This is a genomic window from Streptomyces sp. NPDC101165 (assembly GCF_044768135.1).
In the GTDB taxonomy this organism is placed as follows: Bacteria; Actinomycetota; Actinomycetes; order Streptomycetales; family Streptomycetaceae; genus Streptomyces.
In genome coordinates, this window is the sequence record NZ_JBIWPG010000008.1 from 380859 (window position 1) to 400291 (window position 19433).

A 19433-nucleotide genomic window follows, 5' to 3' on the forward strand; every position below is an offset into this window, starting at 1 on the left:
CCCGGCCCGGCCGGGGGGGGGCCGGGGGCCCTTTGTGCCCCCCCCCCTTTATGCACTAAGGGGGGCGCGGGGGGGGGGGGCCCCCCCCCCCCCGCCCCCCCCCCCCACTGCACTTTTGCGGGTCCGGCGTGGCGGGTAAGGTTAGGTAAGCCTCACCGATCAAGCGGGACGGCGAAACTTATCAATCCCGTCGGGAGGTGAATCCGCGTGTACGTCTGCAGTTGCTTCGGCATCACCGAGGACCAGGTCAAGAAGCACGCGGAGGACGGCGCCTGCACCCCCCGGCAGATCGCCTCCGCCTCCAAGGCGGGCACGGACTGCGGCTCGTGCGTGCGGCGCATCCAGGCGATCCTCGGCCGCGGCTCCTGCCCGCGCCGTGACCTGGCCGACCAGGGCCAGTCGGTCCTGGCGGAGCTGTCCGGCCCCGCCGGTCTGGACGAGGCCGCCTAGCTCTCCGGCTGCTCGATCAGCTGGGCGATGTACAGCGCCTCCCCGAGCTTCTCCAGCAGCTCCAGCTGGGTGTCGAGGTAGTCGATGTGGTGCTCCTCGTCGGCGAGGATGTCCTCGAAGATGTTCGCCGACGTGATGTCGCCCTTCTCGCGCATCATCTTGATGCCCCGCTTGAGCCGGTCGATCGCCTCCACCTCGATCTGCCGGTCGGCCTCGAACATCTCCTTGACGGTCTGGCCCACCCGCACATGGAACAGCCGCTGGTAGTTGGGCAGCCCCTCCAGGAACAGGATCCGGTCGGTCAGCACCTCGGCGTGCTTCATCTCGTCGAACGACTCGTGCCGCGTGTACTTGGCGAGCTTCGTCCAGCCGAAGTTGTCCTGCATCTTCGCGTGCAGGAAGTACTGGTTGATCGCGGTCAGCTCGCCGGTGAGCTGCTCGTTGAGGAACTCGATGACCTCGGGGTCGCCCTGCATTGCAGCGGCTCCTTCCGCACGGTGGGACGGGTGGCGTATGCGGCCGCATGATTGCATCGGTGGGGAAGATCGTCCAGTAAGTGCGTACTTAGTAAGTACGCGCCGACTTGATGTCAGTTGTCCGATTTGCGGAACGGTGGTCAAGGGCACTGCCCGAGGTCTGTCAGGATGGAGACATGGGTCATCCGGTGGGGCGCGAATCTGGAGCAACGGCAGGGTCCGAGCTTCCGCCGGGGCAGCGACTCCAGCGTGGCTGGCCGGTCACGCACTACGGGCCCGTGCCGAAGTTCCGGCCCGAGCGCTGGGAGTTCCGGGTCTTCGGCACCACCGCCGACGGTGACAAGCACACCTGGAACCACGAGGAGTTCACGGCCCTGCCGTACACCACCGTGGTCGCCGATCTGCACTGCGTGACGAAGTTCAGCATGGTCGGCGCCGAGTGGGGCGGCATCCCGGCCGGCGCGATCCTCGACCTCGCCCCGCCGGCGCCGGACGTCACCCATGTGATGGTCTGGGCGGAGTACGGATTCAGCTCGAACCTGCGCCTGGCGGACTTCGCCTCCGACCGCACGATCTTCGCCACCCACAAGGACGGCGAGCTCCTCACCGCCGAGCACGGCTTCCCGGTCCGCCTGATCGTCCCCCACCTGTACGCCTGGAAGGGCCCCAAGTGGGTGCGGGGCGTGGAGTACATGACCGCCGACCGCCGCGGCTTCTGGGAGGAGCGCGGCTACCACAACGTCGGCGACCCCTGGAAGGAGCAGCGCTACTCCTACCAGGAAGAGCCCGGGGACGGCCCCGAGCTCTGACTTCTCCTGGCGCGCCGGTCAGTGGTGGTACTGGTGCACCACCGCGTGGCCCTTGCCGCGGCCGATCGTCCACTTGTTGACCGGCGTGGTCACCACGAAGGCGATCACGAGCGAGATCACCAGCGAGATCCAGAACAGCGCGTCGCCCAGCGTCGCGTCCATCGCGGACGGCCAGACCAGGATCACCCCGTTGTCGATCAGCTCCATCACCACGATGGACAGGGTGTCCGCGGCCAGCGCCACCCGCAGGGCCGTACGGAAGTCGACACCGGCGCGCAGTACTCCGCGCAGCGTGAGCGAGTAGCCGAAGAAGAAGGCCAGCACGATCGCCAGCACCATGGTCGGCAGGTTCCCCCACCCGAACGCCGTACCGACGACCATGCCCAGCACCTCGCCGAGGGCGCAGCCGGTGAGGCAGTGCAGGGTGGCCCGGGCGGCCACGGACCAGGTGGCGGCGGACGCGTGGTGGTGCGTGTGCGCTTCGTGCCGGTGGTGCGCGTGTGCCTCGTGCTGCTGCTGTGCTGCGTGCGCCTCGTGCTGCATGACGACCCCCATGTCAGGTAACGGTTCCTGCACCGAGCAAGAACCGTATACCCCCCAGGGGTATTCCCAAGGGGTTATCCGTCGCGCAGTTTCTTCAGGCGCTCCACATCCGCCGCGTGCCCCTCCTTGCCGCCGGGTGTCTCGATGATCAGCGGCACGCCCTCGGTCGCCGGGTGGGTCATCAGCGCCCGGAACGGGTCCTCACCGATGTGGCCGGAGCCGATGTTCTCGTGGCGGTCCTTGTGTGCGCCGACCACGTCCTTGGAGTCGTTGGCGTGGATCAGCTTCAGCCGCCCCTCGCCGACGGTGTCGACCAGCAGGTCCAGGGTCCGGTGCATGCCGGTCGGCCCGGTCAGGTCGTGCCCGGCGGCGAAGATGTGGCAGGTGTCCAGACACACGCCCAGCTTCGGATGGGCGTCCAGTGCCTCGAAGTACGGCCCGAAGTCCCAGGTCCGCGAGCACAGCGAGGCGCCCTGTCCGGCGGTCGACTCCAGCAGGAGGAACGGATCGTCGTCGTGCGTCAGCTCGTCCAGCAGCGGCAGCAGGTGCTCGCGCACCTGCCGCAGCGCCACCGCCCGCTCGCGCCCGCCGGTCGCGCTGCCGGTGTGCACGACGACGCCGAGCGCACCGATCTCCCGCCCGCGCCGCAGCGAGTGCCGCAGCGACTCCACCGACTTCTCCGCGGTCGCCTCGGTGTGCGAGCCGAAGTTGATCAGGTAAGGGGCGTGCACGTACGCCGGGATCGACTCCTCGGCGCACGCCTGGCGGAACGCCTCGTCCTGCCGGGGGTTCCCGGCCGGTGTGGCCCACCCGCGCGGGTTGGCGACGAAGACCTGCACGGTCTCGGCCCTGAGGTCACGGGCGTACGACAGCCCTACGGAGTGCAGACCCCCGGCCACGGGGACATGACCGCCGACGGGGTTGCGGGAGGGACTGGTTCCGGGGCTGCCGGAGAGGGGGCGGGACGGCTCGATGCTCACCCGTTCAGGGTGTCACGCGGCGCGCCGCCCCCGGTCACCGGATGGTGATCGTGATCGTCGACCCCTTGGGCGCCCTCTCGCCGCCGTCCACCGACTGCTTGCTCACGGTGTCGCCGAAGAGTCCGAGCAGGCCCCGGTCCTTCTCGACCTGGAAGCCGGCGTTCTCCAGCGCCTTCGTCGCATCGTTCACGCTGTCCCCGACGACGTCCGGCACCTCGATCATCTCCGGGCCCTTGGACAGCTTCAGCGTCACCGTGTCGCCCTCGGCGGCCTGCTTGCCGCCGGCTTCCGGGTCCTGCTGGGCCACCTGACCCTTGTCGTACTCGGAGTAGACCTGCTCGGTGGAGACGATCACCTTCAGACCGGCGTCCTCCAGCTCCCGCTTGGCGTCGTCCAGGTCGTCACCGGTGACGTCCGGCACGTCGACCGGGTTGCCCTTGCTGACCAGGAGCGCGATCGCCGAGCCCGCGTGCCGCTTGATGCCCGCCTCCGGGTCGGTGCTGATCACCGCGCCCCTGGGGACGCTGTCGCTGAACGCCCGGTTGACCATGCCCGGCTCGAGCCCGGCCGCCTTCAGCTCGGACTGCGCCTTGCCCAGCGGGACGCCGTTCAGGTCCGGCACCTTCACGATCTCGGGGCCCCGGGAGACGACGAGCGTCACGGAGTCGTTGCTGCGGATACGGGCCCCGGCGGCCGGGTCGGTGCCGATGACCGAGCCGCGCTCGACCGTCTCGCTGTACTCGCGCCTGACCCCCTTGACGTCCAGCCCGGCCGCCTTCAGCTTGGCCTTGGCCTGCGCCTCGGTCTTGGCCAGCAGCTGCGGGACCTTGGTGAACTGCCCCGAGTTGATGTACCAGACGCCGGCACCGACGCCGAAGACCAGCAGGACCGCGGCGACGAGCGTGATGAGCCCGCGGCGGGGCCGCCCGGGCCGCCGCCGGGGCGAGACGGGCGGGCTGTCCAGCCGGCTGGTGTGCTGGACGGCCGCCGCCGGGTCCTCGTCCTCGTTGACGGGCAGCAGCCGGGGCACGGTCAGCGACCGCGGGATCACGCTCGTACGGTCCTCGGCGTTGTCGTGCTCCGCGGACAGCGCCTGCGGCGGCCGCGCGTCCAGCTGCTCGGCGCTCAGACCGGCCCGCGCCCGCAGCACCTGGCCGAGCAGCGCCGCCGCGTCCTGCGGCCGGACGTCCGGGGTGCGCGCGGTGGCCGAGGCCACCAGCTCGTCCAGCTCGTGCGGCAGCCCCGGCACCAGCGCCGAGGGCTGCGGCACGTCCTCGTGGATGTGCTTGTACAACACCTGCGCGGGGGAGTCCCCGGAGTGCGGCCGGCCGCCGGTCAGCATCTCGTAGAGGACGACACCGCACGCGTACACGTCGACGCGCGGATCGGCGGTGCCCTGTTCTATCTGCTCGGGCGCGAGGTACGACACGGTCCCGAGCACGGCACCCGTCGTGCTGGTCACGGTGTCCACGGACCGCACGAGCCCGAAGTCGGCGACCTTGACCCGGCCGTCGTCCCCTATCAACACGTTCTCGGGCTTCATGTCCCGGTGCACGAACCCGGCCCGGTGCGCGGCGCCGAGCGCGGCCAGCACGGGCTCCAGGATGTCCAGCGCGGCCCGCGGCTGCAGCGCGCCCCGCTCGCGCAGCACGTCCCGCAGGGTGCACCCGGCGACGTACTCCATCGCCAGGTACACGTACGACCCGTCGGTCCCCTGGTCGAAGACCTGCACCACATTGGGGTGGGCCAGCCGGGCGACCGACTTGGCCTCCCGGATGAACCGCTCCACGAACGACCCGTCGGCCGCCAGGGTCGGGTGCATCACCTTGAGCGCGAGAACGCGGTCCAGGCGGGTGTCCAGGGCCCGGTAGACCGTGGCCATCCCACCGACCGCGATCCGCGCATCGACGCGATAGCGTCCGTCGAGCACCTGCCCGACGAGGGGGTCCTGAAGGGTCGTATCCACGCAGGCGAGTGTACGAGGGGTGACCGACAGTCCCGCGCGCTCGGCCGTTCCGGGGACGGACTGCAGCAGAGCTGTGACCCTCGCGGCACCCGGCCAGGGCCTGCCTCAGAAAGCGGGGCGCTCCGGATCCAGGTGCGCGCGGCCCTCGGCCGGGGAGGAGGCCTCCGCGAAGTGCCTGCGCGGGATCCGCCCGGCCAGCCGGGCCAGCCGCCCCGCCTCCACCGCGTGCTTCATGGCGGAGGCCATCGTCTCCGGCTCCTGCGCCCGGGTGACGGCCGAGGCGAGCATCACACCCGCGCACCCCAGCTCCATCGCCAGCGCCACGTCCGATGCCGTACCGGCCCCCGCGTCCAGGATCACCGGCACGCGCGCGTGCTCCACGATCAGCTGGAAGTTGTGCGGGTTGCGGATCCCGAGCCCGGAGCCGATCGGCGAGCCCAGCGGCATCACCGCCGCACAGCCCACGTCCTCCAGCTTCCGCGCGAGCACGGGGTCGTCATTGGTGTACGGCAGCACCGTGAACCCGTCGTCGACCAGCGTCTCCGCCGCCTCCAGCAGCTCCACCGGGTCCGGCAGCAGCGTCCGCTCGTCGGCGATGACCTCCAGCTTGATCAGGTCGGTGCCCAGCGCCTCCCGGGCCAGCCGGGCGGTCAGCACGGCCTCCCCGGCGGTGAAACAGCCCGCCGTGTTCGGCAGCACCTTGATGCCCAGCTTCTCCAGCACCGACAGCACCGAGCCGTGCACCGAGGGGTCGACCCGCCGCATGGCCACCGTGGTCAGCTCCGTGCCGGAGGCGACCAGCGCCCGCTCCAGCACGTCCAGGCTCGGTGCGCCGCCGGTGCCCATGATCAGCCGGGAGCCGAGGGGCACACCGCCGAGGACGAAGGGATCGTCGGCCATGGGTCAGCCTCCTTGGACGGCGGTGAGGACTTCGACACGGTCGCCCTCGGCGAGGGCCGTGGTCGGCCACTGCGCGCGCGGGACGACGGTTTCGTTGACGGCGGCGGCCACCCCGGAGGGCGCCACGGTGAGGGTCTTCACGAGGGCGTCCAGCGCGGTGCCCGGGGCGACCTCGTGGCGCGCCCCGTTCACGGAGATGGTGACGGAGAGGTTCATGCGGGCTGCTCCATGAGTGCGGCGCCGAAGCGCTTCGGCGTGAACGGACGAGCCTCCTCGGGCAGCTCACCGCCGACCAGCAGCTCCGCCATCACGTCCCCGGTGACCGGCGTGAGCAGTACCCCGTTGCGGTAGTGCCCGGTGGCCAGCAGCAGCCCGTCGAGCCCGGACGGGCCGAGCAGCGGCGCGTTGTCCGGGGAACCGGGACGCAGCCCCGCCCGGGTCTCGGTGAGGGGCAGCTCGGTGATCCCCGGCACCAGCTCATGGGCGTCGCGCAGCAGCTCGTACACGCCCCCGGCGGTGACGGTCGTGTCCCAGCCCAGCTCCTCGCTGGTGGCGCCGACGACCAGCTCGCCGTTCTCCCGGGGCACCAGGTAGACATGGCTGCCGCGCACCATCGCCCGCACGGTGCGGTTCAGGAAGGGGGCGTACCGGCGCGGCACGGTCAGCCGCAGCACCTGGCCCTTCACCGGTCGCACGGGGGGCAGTACGTCGTCCGGGACGCCCGCGAGCCGTCCGCTCAGGCTGCCGCCGGCGAGGACGACCTGGTCCGCGCTCAGCGCGGTGCCGTCCTCCGTGGTGACCCCGGTGGCCCGGTCCCGTGCGACGTCGAGCCGCTCGGCCCAGGACCGGTGGAAGACCACTCCGGCCCGCTCGCACGCGGTCAGCAGGGCGGAGGCCAGCCGCCTCGGGTCGATCTGGTGGTCGCCGTCGACCCGCAGCCCGCCGCGCACCCCGGGCGCGAGCATCGGCTCCAGACGCCGGCACTCCCGCCCGGACAGCCACTCCGACTCCAGGCCGGAACGCTGCTGGAGCGTGTGCAGTTCGCGCAGGTGGGCGCGGTCGTCGGCGTCGAGCGCGACGGCGAGCGTGCCGCAGCGGCGGTAGCCGAGGTCGTGGCCGGTCAGCTCGGTCAGCTCGGCCGCGAAGTCCGGGTAGCGGCGGGCGGACTCCAGGTTCAGGGCGAGCAGTGTCTCCTCGCCGTAGTGCAGTTCGGTGACCGCGGCCAGCATCCCCGCCGCGACCCGCGCGGCGCCGCCGCCGGGCTCGGGGTCCACCACGGCCGTGACGAGCCCGCGCTGCGCGGCCCGCCAGGCCGTGACCAGGCCGATGATTCCGCCCCCGATGACGAGGACGTCGGACGTACGTGACGACATGGGCGTCCAGCCCCTCCCTTCGCCGGCATGACCCGGATCAGGTTCGTACGGTCGGAGGCCGCCAGCCTCCCTCTCAGCCCGGTGCGTCCGGGCTCCCGCGAGTGCTTGTACGGTGGCCACCCTAGCCCGCAGCGCTCGTCACTCGTAAGGGAGCCCCGGTCCATGGCCCGCTCGCTCGACGGACTGATCCTGGCCCCCGTGGCGGACCAGGCCCCAGGTCAGGTGGGTACCCGCACCCGGTTCGCGTACCACGAGAAGGACGGCGAGATCTGGGCGGAGTACACGGGTGGCGACGTCGTGCGCGGCCACTTGGTCGGCACCCGGCGGGGCGACCGGCTGGACTTCCGGTACGTGCAGCTGGGGCACGACGGGACGACCTCCTCGGGGCACTGCGTGTCCACCGTCGTGGAGCTGCCGGGCGGGCGGGTGCGGCTGGAGGAGACCTGGGAGTGGGAGTCCCGGCAGGGCGCCGGGACCAGCGTTGTGGAACAGGTCACCGAGCACGCCCGCTGACTGACGAATTGTCAATTGTCTATGGTGATCGGGTGAGCGAGCAGACACCACAGCAGGGCACGTCACAGGGGCGGCGCGTGGTCGTCGCGGGCGCGGGTATGGCCGGGGTGCAGACCGCGGTCGCCCTGCGCGAGCACGGCTTCACGGGCACCGTCACGCTGATCGGCGCGGAGCCCCACCAGCCGTACGACCGGCCGCCGCTGTCCAAGGCCGTGCTGCTCGGCAAGGCCGAGGGCTCCGCCTTCGACGTCGACTTCGAGTCGCTCGGCGTCGAACTGCGGCTCGGCTGCGAGGTGCTGGGCGTGCGCCCCGGCGACCACGAGCTGGACACCGAGGCCGGGCCCGTCCCGTACGACGTGCTGGTCCTCGCCACCGGCGCCGAACCGATCACGCTGCCGGGCACCGAGGGCGTGCCCGGTGTGCACCTGCTGCGCACCCTCGACGACGCCGAGCGGCTGCGGCCGGTGCTCGCCCGGCAGCACGCCATCGTGGTCGTCGGCGCCGGCTGGATCGGCGCCGAGTTCGCCACGGCGGCCCGCGAGGCGGGCTGCGCGGTGACCGTCGTCGAGGCCGCCGACCGGCCGCTCGCGGGCGCGCTCCCGCCCGAGGTGGCCGCCCCGATGGCCGCCTGGTACGCCGACAGCGGCACCGAGCTGCGCACCCACGCGCGCGTGGAGCGCGTCGAGCCGGGCGCGGTGGTGCTCACCGACGGCACGCGGCTGCCCGCGGACGCCGTCGTGGTCGGCATCGGCGCGCGCCCCGCCACCGCCTGGCTGGCCGGCTCCGGCATCGAGCTGGGCGCGCACGGCGAGGTCGTGGCCGACGCCCACCTGCGCACCTCCGTCGAGGACGTGTACGCGGTCGGCGACTGTGCCTCCTTCCCCTCGGCCCGGTACGGCACCCGGCTGCTGGTCCACCACTGGGACAACGCCCTGCAGGGCCCGCGCACGGTCGCAGCGAACGTCCTGGGCGAGACCCCCGCGGTCTACGACCCGGTGCCGTACTTCTGGTCCGAGCAGTTCGGCCGCTTCGTCCAGTACGCCGGCCACCACCCCGCGGCCGACCGCATGGTGTGGCGCGGCGACCCGGCGGGCCCGGCCTGGACCGTCTGCTGGCTGCGCGAGGACCGGCTGGTGGCCCTGCTGGCCGTGGGCCGACCGCGTGATCTGGCCCAGGGCCGCCGACTGATCGAGGCGGGCCGGCGCATGGATCCCGAGGCGCTGACCGACCCGGCGCGGCCCCTGAAGGACGCCACCGCCGACTAGGCACGTCCTCCCAGGTGGACCGGCCTGACTTCCGACTGTCGGTGGGGGATGGCAGGCTTGTTCCCGTGACCGAGATTGACGCAAAGATCGATGCTCTCGTCCCCGCCTGGCTCACCCTCCCCGACATCGCCGAGATGCTCGACGTCGAGGTGACACGTGTGCGGCAGCTGGTCAAGGAGGGCCAGCTCATCGCCGTACGCCGAGGTGAGAACCGGGCGCTGCACGTCCCCGCCGCCTTCATCGACGGGGACAAGGTCGTCAAGGGCCTGTCCGGGACCCTGACGCTCCTGCGGGACGACGGCTTCACCGATGAAGAGATGATCGAGTGGCTCTTCACCCCCGACCCGACCCTGCCCGGCACCCCCGCGCAGGCCCTGAGCGAGAATCGCGGCACGGAGGTGAAGCGCCGCGCCCAGGCGCTCGCCGTCTGAACCGACCCGCACCACGGGTGGCGTAGGGGCTCCGGCCCGTACGCCACCCGCTCGCCCGCCCATGGACACCGACGACGGGGGACCCACGCATGTCCGACACCGCCCGCAGCGGCCTCGCCGAGGCCCGCCTCTACCTCTGCACGGACGCCCGCCGCAGGCAGGGCGACCTCGCCGAGTTCCTGGACGCGGTCCTGGCCGGCGGTGTCGACATCGTGCAGTTGCGCGACAAGGGCATGGAGGCCGCCGAGGAACTGGAGCACCTGGCGGTCCTCGCCGACGCCTGCGCCCGCCACGGCAAGCTGCTCGCGGTCAACGACCGGGCCGACGTCGCCCACGCCGCCTCCGCCGACGTGCTCCACCTCGGCCAGGGCGACCTTCCGGTCCCCGCGGCCCGCGCGATCCTCGGCGACGACGTCCTGATCGGCCGCTCCACGCACGCCGAGTCCGAGGCCGCCGCGGCCGCCGTCCAGGAGGGCGTGGACTACTTCTGCACCGGCCCGTGCTGGCCCACCCCCACCAAGCCCGGCCGGTACGCCCCGGGCCTCGACCTGGTCCGGTACACCGCCGCCCTGGGCACCGACCGCCCCTGGTTCGCGATCGGCGGCATCGACCTCGGCAACCTGGACGAGGTGCTGGACGCGGGGGCCCGCCGGGTGGTCGTGGTCCGCGCGATCACCGAGGCCGACGACCCCGGAGCGGCCGCGGCGGAGTTCGCGAAGCGACTGCGCCAGGCATAGGTCCGGACCCGGGTCTGTCCACGCTCTGTCCACGTTTTTGTCCAAGGAGTGGACAGGAATCCGGCAATTCGGGCAAATTTCCGGTGCCCGGTTGGGGGACCGCCCACCCCTGGCTAACCTGCCGGTATGGCCCTCGGAACCGCATCCACCAGGACTGATCGTGCACGCACCGTGCGTGACATCCTCGCCACCGGCAAGAAGACGTACTCGTTCGAGTTCTATGCGCCGAAGACCCCCAAGGGCGAGCGGAACCTGTGGAACGCGCTGCGGAGGGTCGAGGCGGTGGCCCCGGACTTCGTCTCGGTCACCTACGGCGCCGGCGGCTCCACGCGCACGACGACGGTCAAGGAGACCCAGCAGATCGTCGTGGACACGACGCTCACCCCGGTCGCCCACCTCACCGCGGTCGACCACTCCATCGCCGAGCTGCGCAACATCATCGGCCAGTACGCCGACGCCGGCATCCGCAACATGCTCGCCGTCCGCGGCGACCCGCCCGGCGACCCCATGGGCGACTGGGTCGCGCACCCGAGCGGCCTGACGTACGCGGCCGAACTCGTCCGGCTCATCAAGGAGTCGGGCGACTTCTGCGTGGGCGTCGCCGCGTTCCCGGAGATGCACCCGCGGTCCGCCGACTGGGACACCGATGTCGCGCACTTCGTCGACAAGTGCCGTGCGGGCGCCGACTACGCCATCACGCAGATGTTCTTCCAGCCGGAGTCGTACCTGCGGCTGCGCGACCGGGTCGAAGCGGCGGGCTGCGACACCCCGGTCATCCCCGAGGTCCTGCCGGTCACCAGCGTGAAGATGCTGGAGCGGCTGCCCAGGCTCAGCACCGCGCAGTTCCCGGACGCCCTGAAAGAGCGGATCCTCACAGCGAAGGACGATCCGGCGGCGGTACGCTCCATCGGTATCGAGTTCGCCACGGAGTTCTGTGCCAGGCTGCTGGACGAGGGAGTGCCCGGACTGCACTTCATCACCCTGAACAACTCCACGGCGACCCTGGAAATCTACGAGAACCTGGGCCTGCACCACCCCCCGCAGGCCTAGACCGGCCGCACCGCGATACGACACACTGCGTAGCGGTCACTGGGAGAGGGGCGTACATGGGCTGGACGGTCCTCTACATCGCGTTCGGCATCGTCGCACTGTGGTTGCTCGGCGAGGTGCTGCTTCAGTACAAGGCACGGCTGCGCTGGCGGCTGCTCGCCTTCGTCGGCTTCCTCGGTGTCGTGGTCGGCGTGCTCATGCCGTCCGTCATCGTGATCGGTGTGGGTGCGATCGCCTTCGCGCTCGGCCAGACCTACGTCACGCTGTCCTTCCGCCGCGGCTTCGCCGCCGGCTGGGCGGTCAAGCGTCCCGAGGCCGAGGCCGAGGGCGGGAGCAGCAAGCGCCGCCGCGGCAGGGCGGACCGCCACGACCCGAGCCTCGAGGTCTCCGATCTGGAGGCCGCCGAGGGCGACGACCGGGACGCCGACTACCGCCGTGACCAGCTGGCCTACGGCGACGACGACTACGACCGCGACGACGTCTTCACCCCGGGCCGCTCGACCGACCCCACGGCCGCCGAGACCACCACCGTCTACGAGCCCCAGCCCATGCCGGACGACACGGGCTCCTACGGCGTCTACGGCGACACCGCCTACGCGGCGGGCGCCGCCCAGCCCCAGGCTGCCGAGCAGAACTACGCCTACGACTACTCGGGCTACGCCCAGCAGGGCTACGGCTACGACACCGCCGGCCAGCAGCAGGGCTACGCCAACTACTCCGACCCGTACATCGGCGCCCAGTCCTACGGCGGCACCTCGTACGGCACCGGTTACGACCAGCAGCAGTACGGCCAGCAGGGCTACGGCCAGGACCCGTACGCCACGGGCGGCTACGGCGAGACCCCGGCCAGCGGAGTCTGGGTCCCGCAGCAGCGCAACGACGAGACCTACGGCGGCGAACTCCCGCAGGAGCAGCCGTACCCGTACCAGGGCCACGGGCAGCAGCCCCAGCCCGGCTCCGGGTACGACGAGCAGTACCGCTTCTGAGGCCTGCCGCGGCTCACTGCGAGCCGCGGAACTCCGGACCCTCCACGATCAGCCCGGCCACCAGCGCACCCGACATGCCGGCGTGCGGGAGACCGCCGCCGGGGTGCGACCAGCCGCCCACTCGGTACAGCCCGGGCAGACGCGTGGTGTTCGCCGGGTACAGGAAACGGCCCCGGCCGGCGGCGAGTGCGGGAGCGGGCACGGCCCCGAACCGGGCGCCCGTCTCCTCCTCCAGGTGCACGGGTGTGCGCACCTCGTGCCACAGCAGGCGCTCCCGCAGCCCGGGCACCGCGCGCTCGGCGGCTTCGAGCACGAAGTCCGTGTAGCGCCGGACCGTGCCCTCGTCCTCCCAGGCGGCCTCGGCCGACACCACGGCGGACACCACCACGGACTCGTGCGCGTCGTCCGGTCTGAGCGCGGGGTCGTCCGGGCGCAGCACGGTCACCGTGGGACACACCGGCCGGTCGCCGCCGGGCGAGGCCAGGAAGTCCAGCTCGGTCTCGGCGTCCGGTGCGTGGACGACCGTGCGGTGGACGGCTCCGGGTTCGCGCTCGCCCCGCAGGGCCAGCAGGGCCGTGAACCGTGCGGGCCGGGGCAGGACCGGATCGTCGGCCCGCACGTCCCCGTCCGCGTCGAGCGCATGCTCCGTCAGGGCCCGCAGCCGCAGCGGGTCCACGCCCGCCACCACATGGTCCGCCTCGGCCACCGAACCGTCGGCCAGCTCCACCCCCGCCGCCCGTCCGTCCTTCTCCAGGATCCCGGTCACCTCGGCGCCGAAGCCGAACTCGACTCTCCGCTGCAGGCACCGCTCGTACACGGCGCGCGCCAACTCCCGGATGCCCCCGCGCACGTACCAGGTGCCGAAGGCGTGCTCCATGTACGGCAGCACGGCCGCGCTCGCCGGAGCGGTCCGGGGATCGAGGCCGTAGCCGAGGACGTGACTCTCCAGGAGGGCCGCCAGGCGCTCGTCGCGCAGCTCCCAGGCCCCGATCTCGGCCGGTGTGCCCGCCCGGCGTGTGCGCAGCAGCCGCTTGTGCGGGACGGCCGGATAGGGCTCCTGCTCGGCCAGCACCTGCCAGTTGGGCCACAGGGGCTCCTCCAGGAGCGGCCGGCGCGTGCGGTCCCAGGCCTCACGGGCCCGCACCAGGAAGTCGCCCCAGCGCTGCCCGGCCCCCGCGCCCAGCGCCTCGTCCAGAGCCGCGACGACACCCGCGCGCGAGGCGTTCGGCAGGGACACCTGTGTGCCGTCGGCGAAGACGTGCCGCGCGGCCGGGTCGACCTGGACCAGCTCGACGACGTCCTCCAGCGGCTCCTTGCCGGTCTTGACGAACAGATCGCGGTACACGGCCGGGAGCGTCAGCAGCCCGGGGCCGGTGTCGAAGGCGAACCCGTCCCGCTCGAAGCGGCGCACCGCGCCGCCGTACGTGTCCGTACGCTCGTACACCGCCACCCGGTGGCCCGCGACGGCCAGCCGGGCAGCGGCCGCCATCGCGCCCATCCCGGCGCCGATCACCGCAATCCGTGCCATGCCTGCGACTTTATCGACCGCCACCGACAACGCGGCCCGCGGGCGGTCAGCCGGGCGGTCCGGGCACCTGCTGGGCCAGCCGTCGTTCCTCCCGCCGCTGGGCCCGGCGCCGCAGGAAGCGCCGGATCCGCGAGACCAGGAACACCAGCACCACGAGCCCGGAGACGAGCAGCACCGCCGCGACGGCCGCCGCGGCCTCCGGATGGAATATCGCGAACGTGACGAGGCCGGCCACCCCGAGGTCCTCGGCGAGACTCAGCACGAAGTTGCTGAACGGCTCCGGCGAGGTGTTGACCGCCATCCGCGTCCCGGCCTTCACGGTGTGACTGGCCAGCGCGGTCGAACCGCCGATCAGCCCTGCCGCCACGTCCGACAGCGAACCGCTGTGCCCGGCGAGCAGCGCCCCGACCCAGGCGCCCGCCAGCGGCCGGACGACCGTGTGCACGGAGTCCCACGCCGAGTCGACGTACGGGATCTTGTCGGCGACCGCCTCGCACAGGAACAGCACGCCGGCCACGATCAGCACCTCGGGGCGCTGCAACGCCTGCGGGACGTCGTCGCTCACCCCCGTCACGCCGAAGATGCCGAGCAGCAGCACCACCGCGTAGGCGTTGATGCCGCTGGCCCAGCCGCTGGTGAACACCAAGGGGAGTACGGACACGGAGGCGATCGTAGCCAGCCGGCGGGCCGGCGTCGTAGGCCCGTGCACACACGCGTGAGTATCCGTACCTAGGCGCCGAGATGAGTACGCGCGCGGATGGGGCCGAACCCGTGTGAACGGGAGAGTGGAGACACGGCAAGGGGGCGCGGACCGGCACCGCCGACACGGGGCGGCGGAGCGGCGCCCGCGCCCTGGCCGCTCCTTCCGCCGATCCGTCGGCGGAAGCGAGGCACGGGGGCCCGGGGCAGACCACCGCGGGGGACCGAAGGGGGAATCCGTACGGGGGAGTACGGGAAGTACGGGGGAGTGGGAAGGCGCCGGTCCGGCAAGCGGACCGGCGCCTTCCTCGTGCTCGGGGTGTGCTCAGCCCTTCCCGCTCACGCGCCCCTGGAGCAGCCGGGACAGGGCCGCGTGCACGTCGTCCAGGGAGCGCTCCGGCTGGAAGGACTTCCAGTCCAGGGCGGCCACCAGGACCATGCCGACCAGCGCGGCCGCCGTCAGCTGGACGTCGATCTCGTCGCTGAACTCGCCGGCCGCCACGCCCTCGCGCAGCACCCCCTCGACGACGGCGACGGCCTCCTGCCGCACCACCATCAAGGTGGACTGCCAGGCGCGGTTGGTGCGCCACAGCTCGGCCACGTAGAGCTGGGTGAAGGCCGGGTAGCGGTCGATGAAGACCAGTCCCGCGCGGACCATCGCGTCCAGCGCGTCCACCTTGCTGCCGCCCTCGGCCGCGGTCCGCTCGGCCGCCTCCCGCAGCGAGGCGGTGAGAAGGCCCACCCCGTGCCGCAGCAGCTCCTCGAAGAGGACCGACTTGCTCGCGAAGTTGTAGTAGACCGTGCCCTTCGCGACTCCGGCCCGCTCGGCGATCTCGTCCACCGTGGTGGCGGAGAAGCCCTGCTCGGCGATGAGTGTGACGGCCGCCTCGTAGAGCTTCTGCCGGGTTGCCTCGCGGCGCGTGCTGCCGCCGGACGTGGCGCTGCTGCTTTCCATGGCCCTGATTGTCACAGGTACGCGCGCGTGCAGGGGCGTCTTGGGGATCACAGGCTCAGCTCCGGGTGCAGCCGGTCCAGCGTCCACACCTGGCGGCGCCGGGCCGCGAGCGCGGTCAGGGCCAGGGCGCCCGCGGTGAACGCCGTCAGCACCCCGCACGCCAGCCACACCGGGCCGAGCCCGCCGCCGGTGATCAGCCGGCGCAGGGCCGCCACGATGTAGCTCATCGGCAGGAAGGGGTGGAGGGCGTTGAAGAAGCCCGGGCTGGTCTGCACCGGGTAGGTGCCGCCCGCCGAGGTCAGCTGGAGCATCAGCAGGGCCAGCACGAGGATCCGGCCGGCCGCGCCGAAGCGGGCGTTGAGCCACTGCACGATCGCGGCGAAGCACGCCGCCACCAGGAACAGGAAGCCGACCGTGCCGGCCGCCCGCGTCATCTGCAGGCCGATCGCCCAGTGCAGCACGGACATCAGGGCCACCGTCTGCAGCACGCCCACCGCGGCCACCGGCAGCCAGCCGGCCAGCGCGATCCGCCAGCCCGGCGAACCGGCCGCCAGGGCACGCCGGTTGAGCGGCGGGATCAGCATGTACGCCACCATCGCGCCCACCCACAGGGACAGCGGGATGAAGTAAGGGGCGAAGCCGGTGCCGTAGTTGGGCGCCTTGTGCAGGTCGTGGGTGGCGAGCTGGACCGGGTCGGCCATCACGCCGGTGTGCTCGTCGCGGTCCTGCTTGTCGTAGTCGGGGATCTTCTTCGCGCCGTCGTGCAGACCGCCGGCGAGCTTTCCGGAGCCGTCGACCAGCTTGTACATGCCGCCACTCAGGGTCTGGGCGCCCGACTCGGCCGTTCCGATGCCCTGGTCGAGCTTCGTCGCGCCGGTGCCGGCGGTGCCCAGTCCGGCGTGGAGCTTCTTGGCGCCCGCGGCGACCTCGGCCGCGCCGTCGTTCAGCTTGTTGATCTTCGTGACGGCGTCGTTCACGTCCTCGTAGAGGTGTGGCGCGCGCTCGGCCAGGGCCTGGGCCTGCGTCTGGAGCTTCGTGAGGTTGGTCCGCAGCGTCTTCAGGTCGCCGTTCTGGTCGGCGATCAGGGTGTTGAGGTCGTCGGCGACCGTGGCCACGTCGGCGGCCGCCTGCCTGGCCTTCTTCAGGTCGGGGCAGATGGGGTCGGGGATCGCCGCGCTCACGCAGCGCGCCTGGTAGACCTCGTCCAGGACGGCCGCGGACGCGTGGGCCGTCCGTGCGGCTGCCGGCGCGAGCTTCACCAGGTCGTCGAGGTTGTGGCGGACCGCCGCGGCCGAGTCGGCGACCAGTTGAGCGGTGTCCCCGATGGTCTTCTCGTTGTCCTTCAGGAACGGGCCGGCCTTGCGGTAGACGCCGTTGACGTTGTCGGCGAGGGTCCGGGTGCCGTCCGCGACCCGCTGCGAGCCGTCCTCCAGGTCGCTCGAACCCTGGGTGAGCTTCGTCAGGCCCTTGGAGAGCTTGCCGCTGCCGCTCTTGGCGTCCCTCAGGCCGTCCGCGAGGTCCTTGGAGCCCTTCTCCGCCTTCCCGAGACCGCCCTTGAGCCGGTCGGCGCCCTCGGCCGCCGTCACGGTCTTGTCGTGGATGCCGGAGAAGGAGATGAAGATCTTGTCCAGGAAGGTCCGGGACGCCTTGGTGGACGCGGCCCTGCGGACCTCGTTGAAGACCGTCCGGGAGATCTGGCCGACGATGTAGTTGTTCGCGTCGTTCGTGCGCACCCGGAGCGCGCCCGTCTCCGGGGAGTCGCCCGAGCTGGAGGCGATCCGGTCGCTGAAGTCGGCCGGCATCGTCAGCGACAGGTAGTAGGTGCCGTCCTCGACGCCCCTGCGGGCCTCGGCGTCGCTCACCTCGTGCCACGCGAAGGTCTTGCTGTCGCGCAGCCCGGCCACGATGTCGTCGCCGGCCGTGATCTTCTTACCGCCCGCCGTGGCGCCCTTGTCGTCGTTCACCAGGGCCACCGGGATGCGGTCCAGACGGCCGTACGGGTCCCAGAACGACCACAGGTACAGGGCGCCGTAAAGCAGGGGCAGCACGAGCAGCGCGACCAGGGCGGCGCGCGGCAGCTTCCCGCGTCCGAAGCGCCTCAGCTCAAGCGCGGCCAGCCTGGGCGAGCGCATCGGCCTCCTCCTTCGTGTCGTTCTTCGCGTTCTTCTCGCTGTTGTCGTCGCTCTTCGCCGCGCTTCGGTCGCTGTCGTCCGCGCTGTGCGGGGCGTTCTTGTCCTCGCTGCGCAGGGTGGGGACGACGACGCAGCCCTCGGGGGCGGTGCGGCACACCGCCACGACCGTCGTGCCCGCGCGCGCGAGGGACCGCAGCACGTCCCAGACCTCGGCGCGCTCGGCGTCCGAGAGCTTCGTCTCGACGTCGTCCACGCCGAGCAGCCCGGGCCCGCCGAGCAGGGCCAGCGCGATGGACAGGCGCAGCTCCTCCAGCCGCTCCAGATCGCGTACGGCCGTGCGCGGGCCCTTGGGGAGCGCGTCGAGATCGAGTCCGGCGGCGGCCAGGGCCGCGTCGACGCGCTGCTGCGACTCGCGGGCCCGGTCCGCCCGGCGGCGCAGCAGCAGGCGCGGCGAGTCGCCGAACCTGCGCTGCAGCAGGGCCCGTTCCCGCAGGTGTTCCCCGACGGTCAGGGCCGGTTCCAGGTCGGTGACACCGGCCACGTTGGCCACGGCGGCGACGCGGCGCACGGCCGCCAGGTGCCGGGGGATTCCGGACCCGCCCACGGTGGCCTTGCCCGCGGTGGCCCTCATCCGTCCCGTGAGCGCGAGCAGCAGGCACGTACGGCCGGAGCCGGACGGTCCCTCGATCGCGATCAGCGAGCCGGGCTTCGCGTCGAAGGTGATGTCCCGGAAGGCCCACCCCCGCGGCCCCTTGAGCCCTAGGCCCTCGGCTGTGACGTCCACGCCGTCCACAAGCCCCCCTGCCTGGTTGCGTTCTTTTGAACTGACTGGTCAGTGCAAAAATACGCCCGAACCTGCGATCGAAGCAAAAGCCCAGGTCAGAACGGATTGTCAGTGCCATACCTCACGATGGGCACATACGGCACCTGTGCCGTCACCCAGACGACAGGAGGTTCGTCATGGCCAACTCGTCCGCAGCCGCCGCCCACCGGCGCCGCGCCACCGGCCCTGCCCCCTCACTGACCGGCCCGGCGGGCGATGTGCACCCCGTGCTCCGCCGGGCCACGGCCCCGCCCGCCGCCCTCGACCTGCTGACGCTGGCCCGGGCCGGCCTCGAAGAAGCCGCCGTCCTGGAAACCCCCAACGAGCGCTATGCGACGGCCCACCTCGCCGCACTGCGCACCGCCGCCGCCGTGCTCGCCGCCCGGGGCCGCCCCGAGACCGCCCCGCGTCGCCGGGCCCGCATCCGCAGCGCCTGGGAGGTGCTCCCCGAGATCGCCCCCGAACTGACCGAGTGGAGCGCGCTCTTCGCCTCCGGCGCCGCCCGCCGGGCCCGCGCCGAGGCGGGCATCCAGGGAGCGGCCGGACAGCGGGACGCCGACGACCTGATACGCGACGTGGCGATGTTCCTCCGCATCGTCGAGCGGATGCTGGTGCTCCAGCCCGTCCTGCCCCAGCCCCGGCAGGACACCGACGAGCGCGGCGGCCCGGGCCCGCACGGCGGTCTCCCGGACGCGGGCTGACCGGCCACGGTCCACCGGGCGGGACGGACGCGGCAGTGCACCTCTGCGGTGACCAGGTACGGCGCCGGAGGCAATAGGGTGGAGTTCGCCTGAAGCCGTCCGCCCTGCCGAGGAGT

At 72.2% G+C, this 19433-nt stretch carries 21 protein-coding genes and 1 riboswitch; of the genes, 9 read left to right on the forward strand and 12 right to left on the reverse strand.

What is annotated here, in order from left to right:
- Window positions 1-207: 207 nt before the first annotated feature.
- Complete coding sequence (locus ACIRVH_RS19820) at window positions 208-450, forward strand: bacterioferritin-associated ferredoxin (RefSeq protein WP_403954800.1); 243 nt, start codon at window positions 208-210, stop codon at window positions 448-450.
- Here the strand turns inward: ACIRVH_RS19820 and bfr are convergent.
- Window positions 447-926 carry a bacterioferritin gene (gene bfr, locus ACIRVH_RS19825; protein ID WP_403954802.1) on the reverse strand — a complete coding sequence of 160 codons (480 nt, stop codon included), beginning with the start codon at window positions 924-926 and terminating at the stop codon, window positions 447-449. The two genes, ACIRVH_RS19820 and bfr, sit on opposite strands and share 4 nt — an antisense overlap.
- 176 nt (window positions 927-1102) lie before the next feature.
- Here bfr and ACIRVH_RS19830 point away from each other — a divergent pair, with 176 nt between their 5' ends.
- Entirely contained in the window at window positions 1103-1735 is a 633-nt protein-coding gene (locus ACIRVH_RS19830) for a sulfite oxidase-like oxidoreductase (RefSeq protein WP_403954804.1), read from the forward strand.
- Between the two features lie 18 nt (window positions 1736-1753).
- Here the strand turns inward: ACIRVH_RS19830 and ACIRVH_RS19835 are convergent, their stop codons facing one another.
- The 6 genes from ACIRVH_RS19835 to thiO form a co-directional block, all read right to left on the reverse strand.
- Window positions 1754-2278: a DUF4396 domain-containing protein gene (locus tag ACIRVH_RS19835; RefSeq protein WP_403954955.1), complete on the reverse strand. Its 525-nt coding sequence runs from the start codon at window positions 2276-2278 to the stop codon at window positions 1754-1756.
- A gap of 74 nt (window positions 2279-2352) precedes the next feature.
- Entirely contained in the window at window positions 2353-3258 is a 906-nt protein-coding gene (locus ACIRVH_RS19840) for a deoxyribonuclease IV (protein WP_403954806.1), read from the reverse strand.
- Between the two features lie 34 nt (window positions 3259-3292).
- On the reverse strand, window positions 3293-5224 hold the full coding sequence (pknB, locus tag ACIRVH_RS19845; RefSeq protein WP_403954809.1) for a Stk1 family PASTA domain-containing Ser/Thr kinase: 1932 nt from the start codon (window positions 5222-5224) through the stop codon (window positions 3293-3295).
- Window positions 5225-5329: 105 nt separating this feature from the next.
- Window positions 5330-6124 carry a thiazole synthase gene (locus ACIRVH_RS19850; RefSeq protein ID WP_403954811.1) on the reverse strand — a complete coding sequence of 265 codons (795 nt, stop codon included), beginning with the start codon at window positions 6122-6124 and terminating at the stop codon, window positions 5330-5332.
- A 3-nt stretch (window positions 6125-6127) separates the two neighbouring features.
- Entirely contained in the window at window positions 6128-6340 is a 213-nt protein-coding gene (thiS, locus tag ACIRVH_RS19855; RefSeq protein WP_403954814.1) for a sulfur carrier protein ThiS, read from the reverse strand.
- Window positions 6337-7497, reverse strand: coding sequence for a glycine oxidase ThiO (thiO, locus tag ACIRVH_RS19860; RefSeq protein WP_403954816.1), 1161 nt, complete (start codon window positions 7495-7497; stop codon window positions 6337-6339). The genes thiS and thiO overlap by 4 nt, the downstream gene beginning before the upstream one ends.
- Window positions 7495-7606: riboswitch (TPP riboswitch) on the reverse strand. Its footprint overlaps the gene before it by 3 nt.
- 53 nt (window positions 7607-7659) lie before the next feature.
- On the opposite strand from thiO, the gene ACIRVH_RS19865 reads away from it, so the two are divergent.
- The 6 genes from ACIRVH_RS19865 to ACIRVH_RS19890 all read left to right on the forward strand — a co-directional run bounded on the left by ACIRVH_RS19865 (window position 7660) and on the right by ACIRVH_RS19890 (window position 12479).
- Window positions 7660-8010 carry a hypothetical protein gene (locus tag ACIRVH_RS19865; protein ID WP_403954819.1) on the forward strand — a complete coding sequence of 117 codons (351 nt, stop codon included), beginning with the start codon at window positions 7660-7662 and terminating at the stop codon, window positions 8008-8010.
- Between the two features lie 32 nt (window positions 8011-8042).
- Entirely contained in the window at window positions 8043-9275 is a 1233-nt protein-coding gene (locus ACIRVH_RS19870) for an NAD(P)/FAD-dependent oxidoreductase (RefSeq protein WP_403954822.1), read from the forward strand.
- Between the two features lie 65 nt (window positions 9276-9340).
- The gene (locus ACIRVH_RS19875) at window positions 9341-9706 is read left to right on the forward strand and encodes an Rv2175c family DNA-binding protein (protein ID WP_094220178.1); all 366 of its coding nucleotides are present in this window, start codon (window positions 9341-9343) and stop codon (window positions 9704-9706) included.
- A gap of 89 nt (window positions 9707-9795) precedes the next feature.
- The gene (gene thiE / locus ACIRVH_RS19880; RefSeq protein WP_403954825.1) at window positions 9796-10443 is read left to right on the forward strand and encodes a thiamine phosphate synthase; all 648 of its coding nucleotides are present in this window, start codon (window positions 9796-9798) and stop codon (window positions 10441-10443) included.
- 126 nt (window positions 10444-10569) lie between these two features.
- Window positions 10570-11493 carry a methylenetetrahydrofolate reductase [NAD(P)H] gene (metF, locus tag ACIRVH_RS19885; RefSeq protein ID WP_403954829.1) on the forward strand — a complete coding sequence of 308 codons (924 nt, stop codon included), beginning with the start codon at window positions 10570-10572 and terminating at the stop codon, window positions 11491-11493.
- A gap of 56 nt (window positions 11494-11549) precedes the next feature.
- Window positions 11550-12479, forward strand: coding sequence for a hypothetical protein (locus tag ACIRVH_RS19890; RefSeq protein ID WP_403954832.1), 930 nt, complete (start codon window positions 11550-11552; stop codon window positions 12477-12479).
- 13 nt (window positions 12480-12492) lie between these two features.
- Here ACIRVH_RS19890 and ACIRVH_RS19895 read toward each other — a convergent pair whose 3' ends face one another.
- The 5 genes from ACIRVH_RS19895 to ACIRVH_RS19915 form a co-directional block, all read right to left on the reverse strand.
- The gene (locus ACIRVH_RS19895) at window positions 12493-14007 is read right to left on the reverse strand and encodes a phytoene desaturase family protein (RefSeq protein ID WP_403954835.1); all 1515 of its coding nucleotides are present in this window, start codon (window positions 14005-14007) and stop codon (window positions 12493-12495) included.
- Between the two features lie 46 nt (window positions 14008-14053).
- On the reverse strand, window positions 14054-14668 hold the full coding sequence (locus tag ACIRVH_RS19900) for a DUF4126 domain-containing protein (RefSeq protein WP_403954838.1): 615 nt from the start codon (window positions 14666-14668) through the stop codon (window positions 14054-14056).
- Window positions 14669-15031: 363 nt separating this feature from the next.
- A complete protein-coding gene (locus tag ACIRVH_RS19905; protein WP_403954841.1) occupies window positions 15032-15661 on the reverse strand; it encodes a TetR/AcrR family transcriptional regulator in 630 nt (209 codons plus the stop codon).
- 47 nt (window positions 15662-15708) lie between these two features.
- Window positions 15709-17793, reverse strand: coding sequence for a YhgE/Pip family protein (locus tag ACIRVH_RS19910; protein ID WP_403954844.1), 2085 nt, complete (start codon window positions 17791-17793; stop codon window positions 15709-15711).
- Entirely contained in the window at window positions 17765-18586 is an 822-nt protein-coding gene (locus tag ACIRVH_RS19915) for an ATP-binding cassette domain-containing protein (protein WP_403954847.1), read from the reverse strand. Before ACIRVH_RS19915 ends, ACIRVH_RS19910 begins: the two co-directional genes overlap by 29 nt.
- 167 nt (window positions 18587-18753) lie before the next feature.
- Here ACIRVH_RS19915 and ACIRVH_RS19920 point away from each other — a divergent pair, with 167 nt between their 5' ends.
- Entirely contained in the window at window positions 18754-19317 is a 564-nt protein-coding gene (locus ACIRVH_RS19920; protein WP_403954850.1) for an SAV_6107 family HEPN domain-containing protein, read from the forward strand.
- Window positions 19318-19433 lie beyond the last annotated feature (116 nt).

Bases quoted from the DNA above. Each gene is read 5' to 3' on its own strand.
- ACIRVH_RS19890 (WP_403954832.1), top strand. From the start codon at position 11,550: ATGGGCTGGACGGTCCTCTACATCGCGTTCGGCATCGTCGCACTGTGG.
- ACIRVH_RS19895 (WP_403954835.1), bottom strand. From the start codon at position 14,007: ATGGCACGGATTGCGGTGATCGGCGCCGGGATGGGCGCGATGGCGGCC.
- bfr (WP_403954802.1), bottom strand. From the start codon at position 926: ATGCAGGGCGACCCCGAGGTCATCGAGTTCCTCAACGAGCAGCTCACC.
- thiO (WP_403954816.1), bottom strand. From the start codon at position 7,497: ATGTCGTCACGTACGTCCGACGTCCTCGTCATCGGGGGCGGAATCATC.
- thiE (WP_403954825.1), top strand. From the start codon at position 9,796: ATGTCCGACACCGCCCGCAGCGGCCTCGCCGAGGCCCGCCTCTACCTC.
- ACIRVH_RS19850 (WP_403954811.1), bottom strand. From the start codon at position 6,124: ATGGCCGACGATCCCTTCGTCCTCGGCGGTGTGCCCCTCGGCTCCCGG.
- thiS (WP_403954814.1), bottom strand. From the start codon at position 6,340: ATGAACCTCTCCGTCACCATCTCCGTGAACGGGGCGCGCCACGAGGTC.
- ACIRVH_RS19830 (WP_403954804.1), top strand. From the start codon at position 1,103: ATGGGTCATCCGGTGGGGCGCGAATCTGGAGCAACGGCAGGGTCCGAG.
- metF (WP_403954829.1), top strand. From the start codon at position 10,570: ATGGCCCTCGGAACCGCATCCACCAGGACTGATCGTGCACGCACCGTG.
- ACIRVH_RS19835 (WP_403954955.1), bottom strand. From the start codon at position 2,278: ATGCAGCACGAGGCGCACGCAGCACAGCAGCAGCACGAGGCACACGCG.
- ACIRVH_RS19905 (WP_403954841.1), bottom strand. From the start codon at position 15,661: ATGGAAAGCAGCAGCGCCACGTCCGGCGGCAGCACGCGCCGCGAGGCA.
- ACIRVH_RS19865 (WP_403954819.1), top strand. From the start codon at position 7,660: ATGGCCCGCTCGCTCGACGGACTGATCCTGGCCCCCGTGGCGGACCAG.
- ACIRVH_RS19910 (WP_403954844.1), bottom strand. From the start codon at position 17,793: ATGCGCTCGCCCAGGCTGGCCGCGCTTGAGCTGAGGCGCTTCGGACGC.
- ACIRVH_RS19920 (WP_403954850.1), top strand. From the start codon at position 18,754: ATGGCCAACTCGTCCGCAGCCGCCGCCCACCGGCGCCGCGCCACCGGC.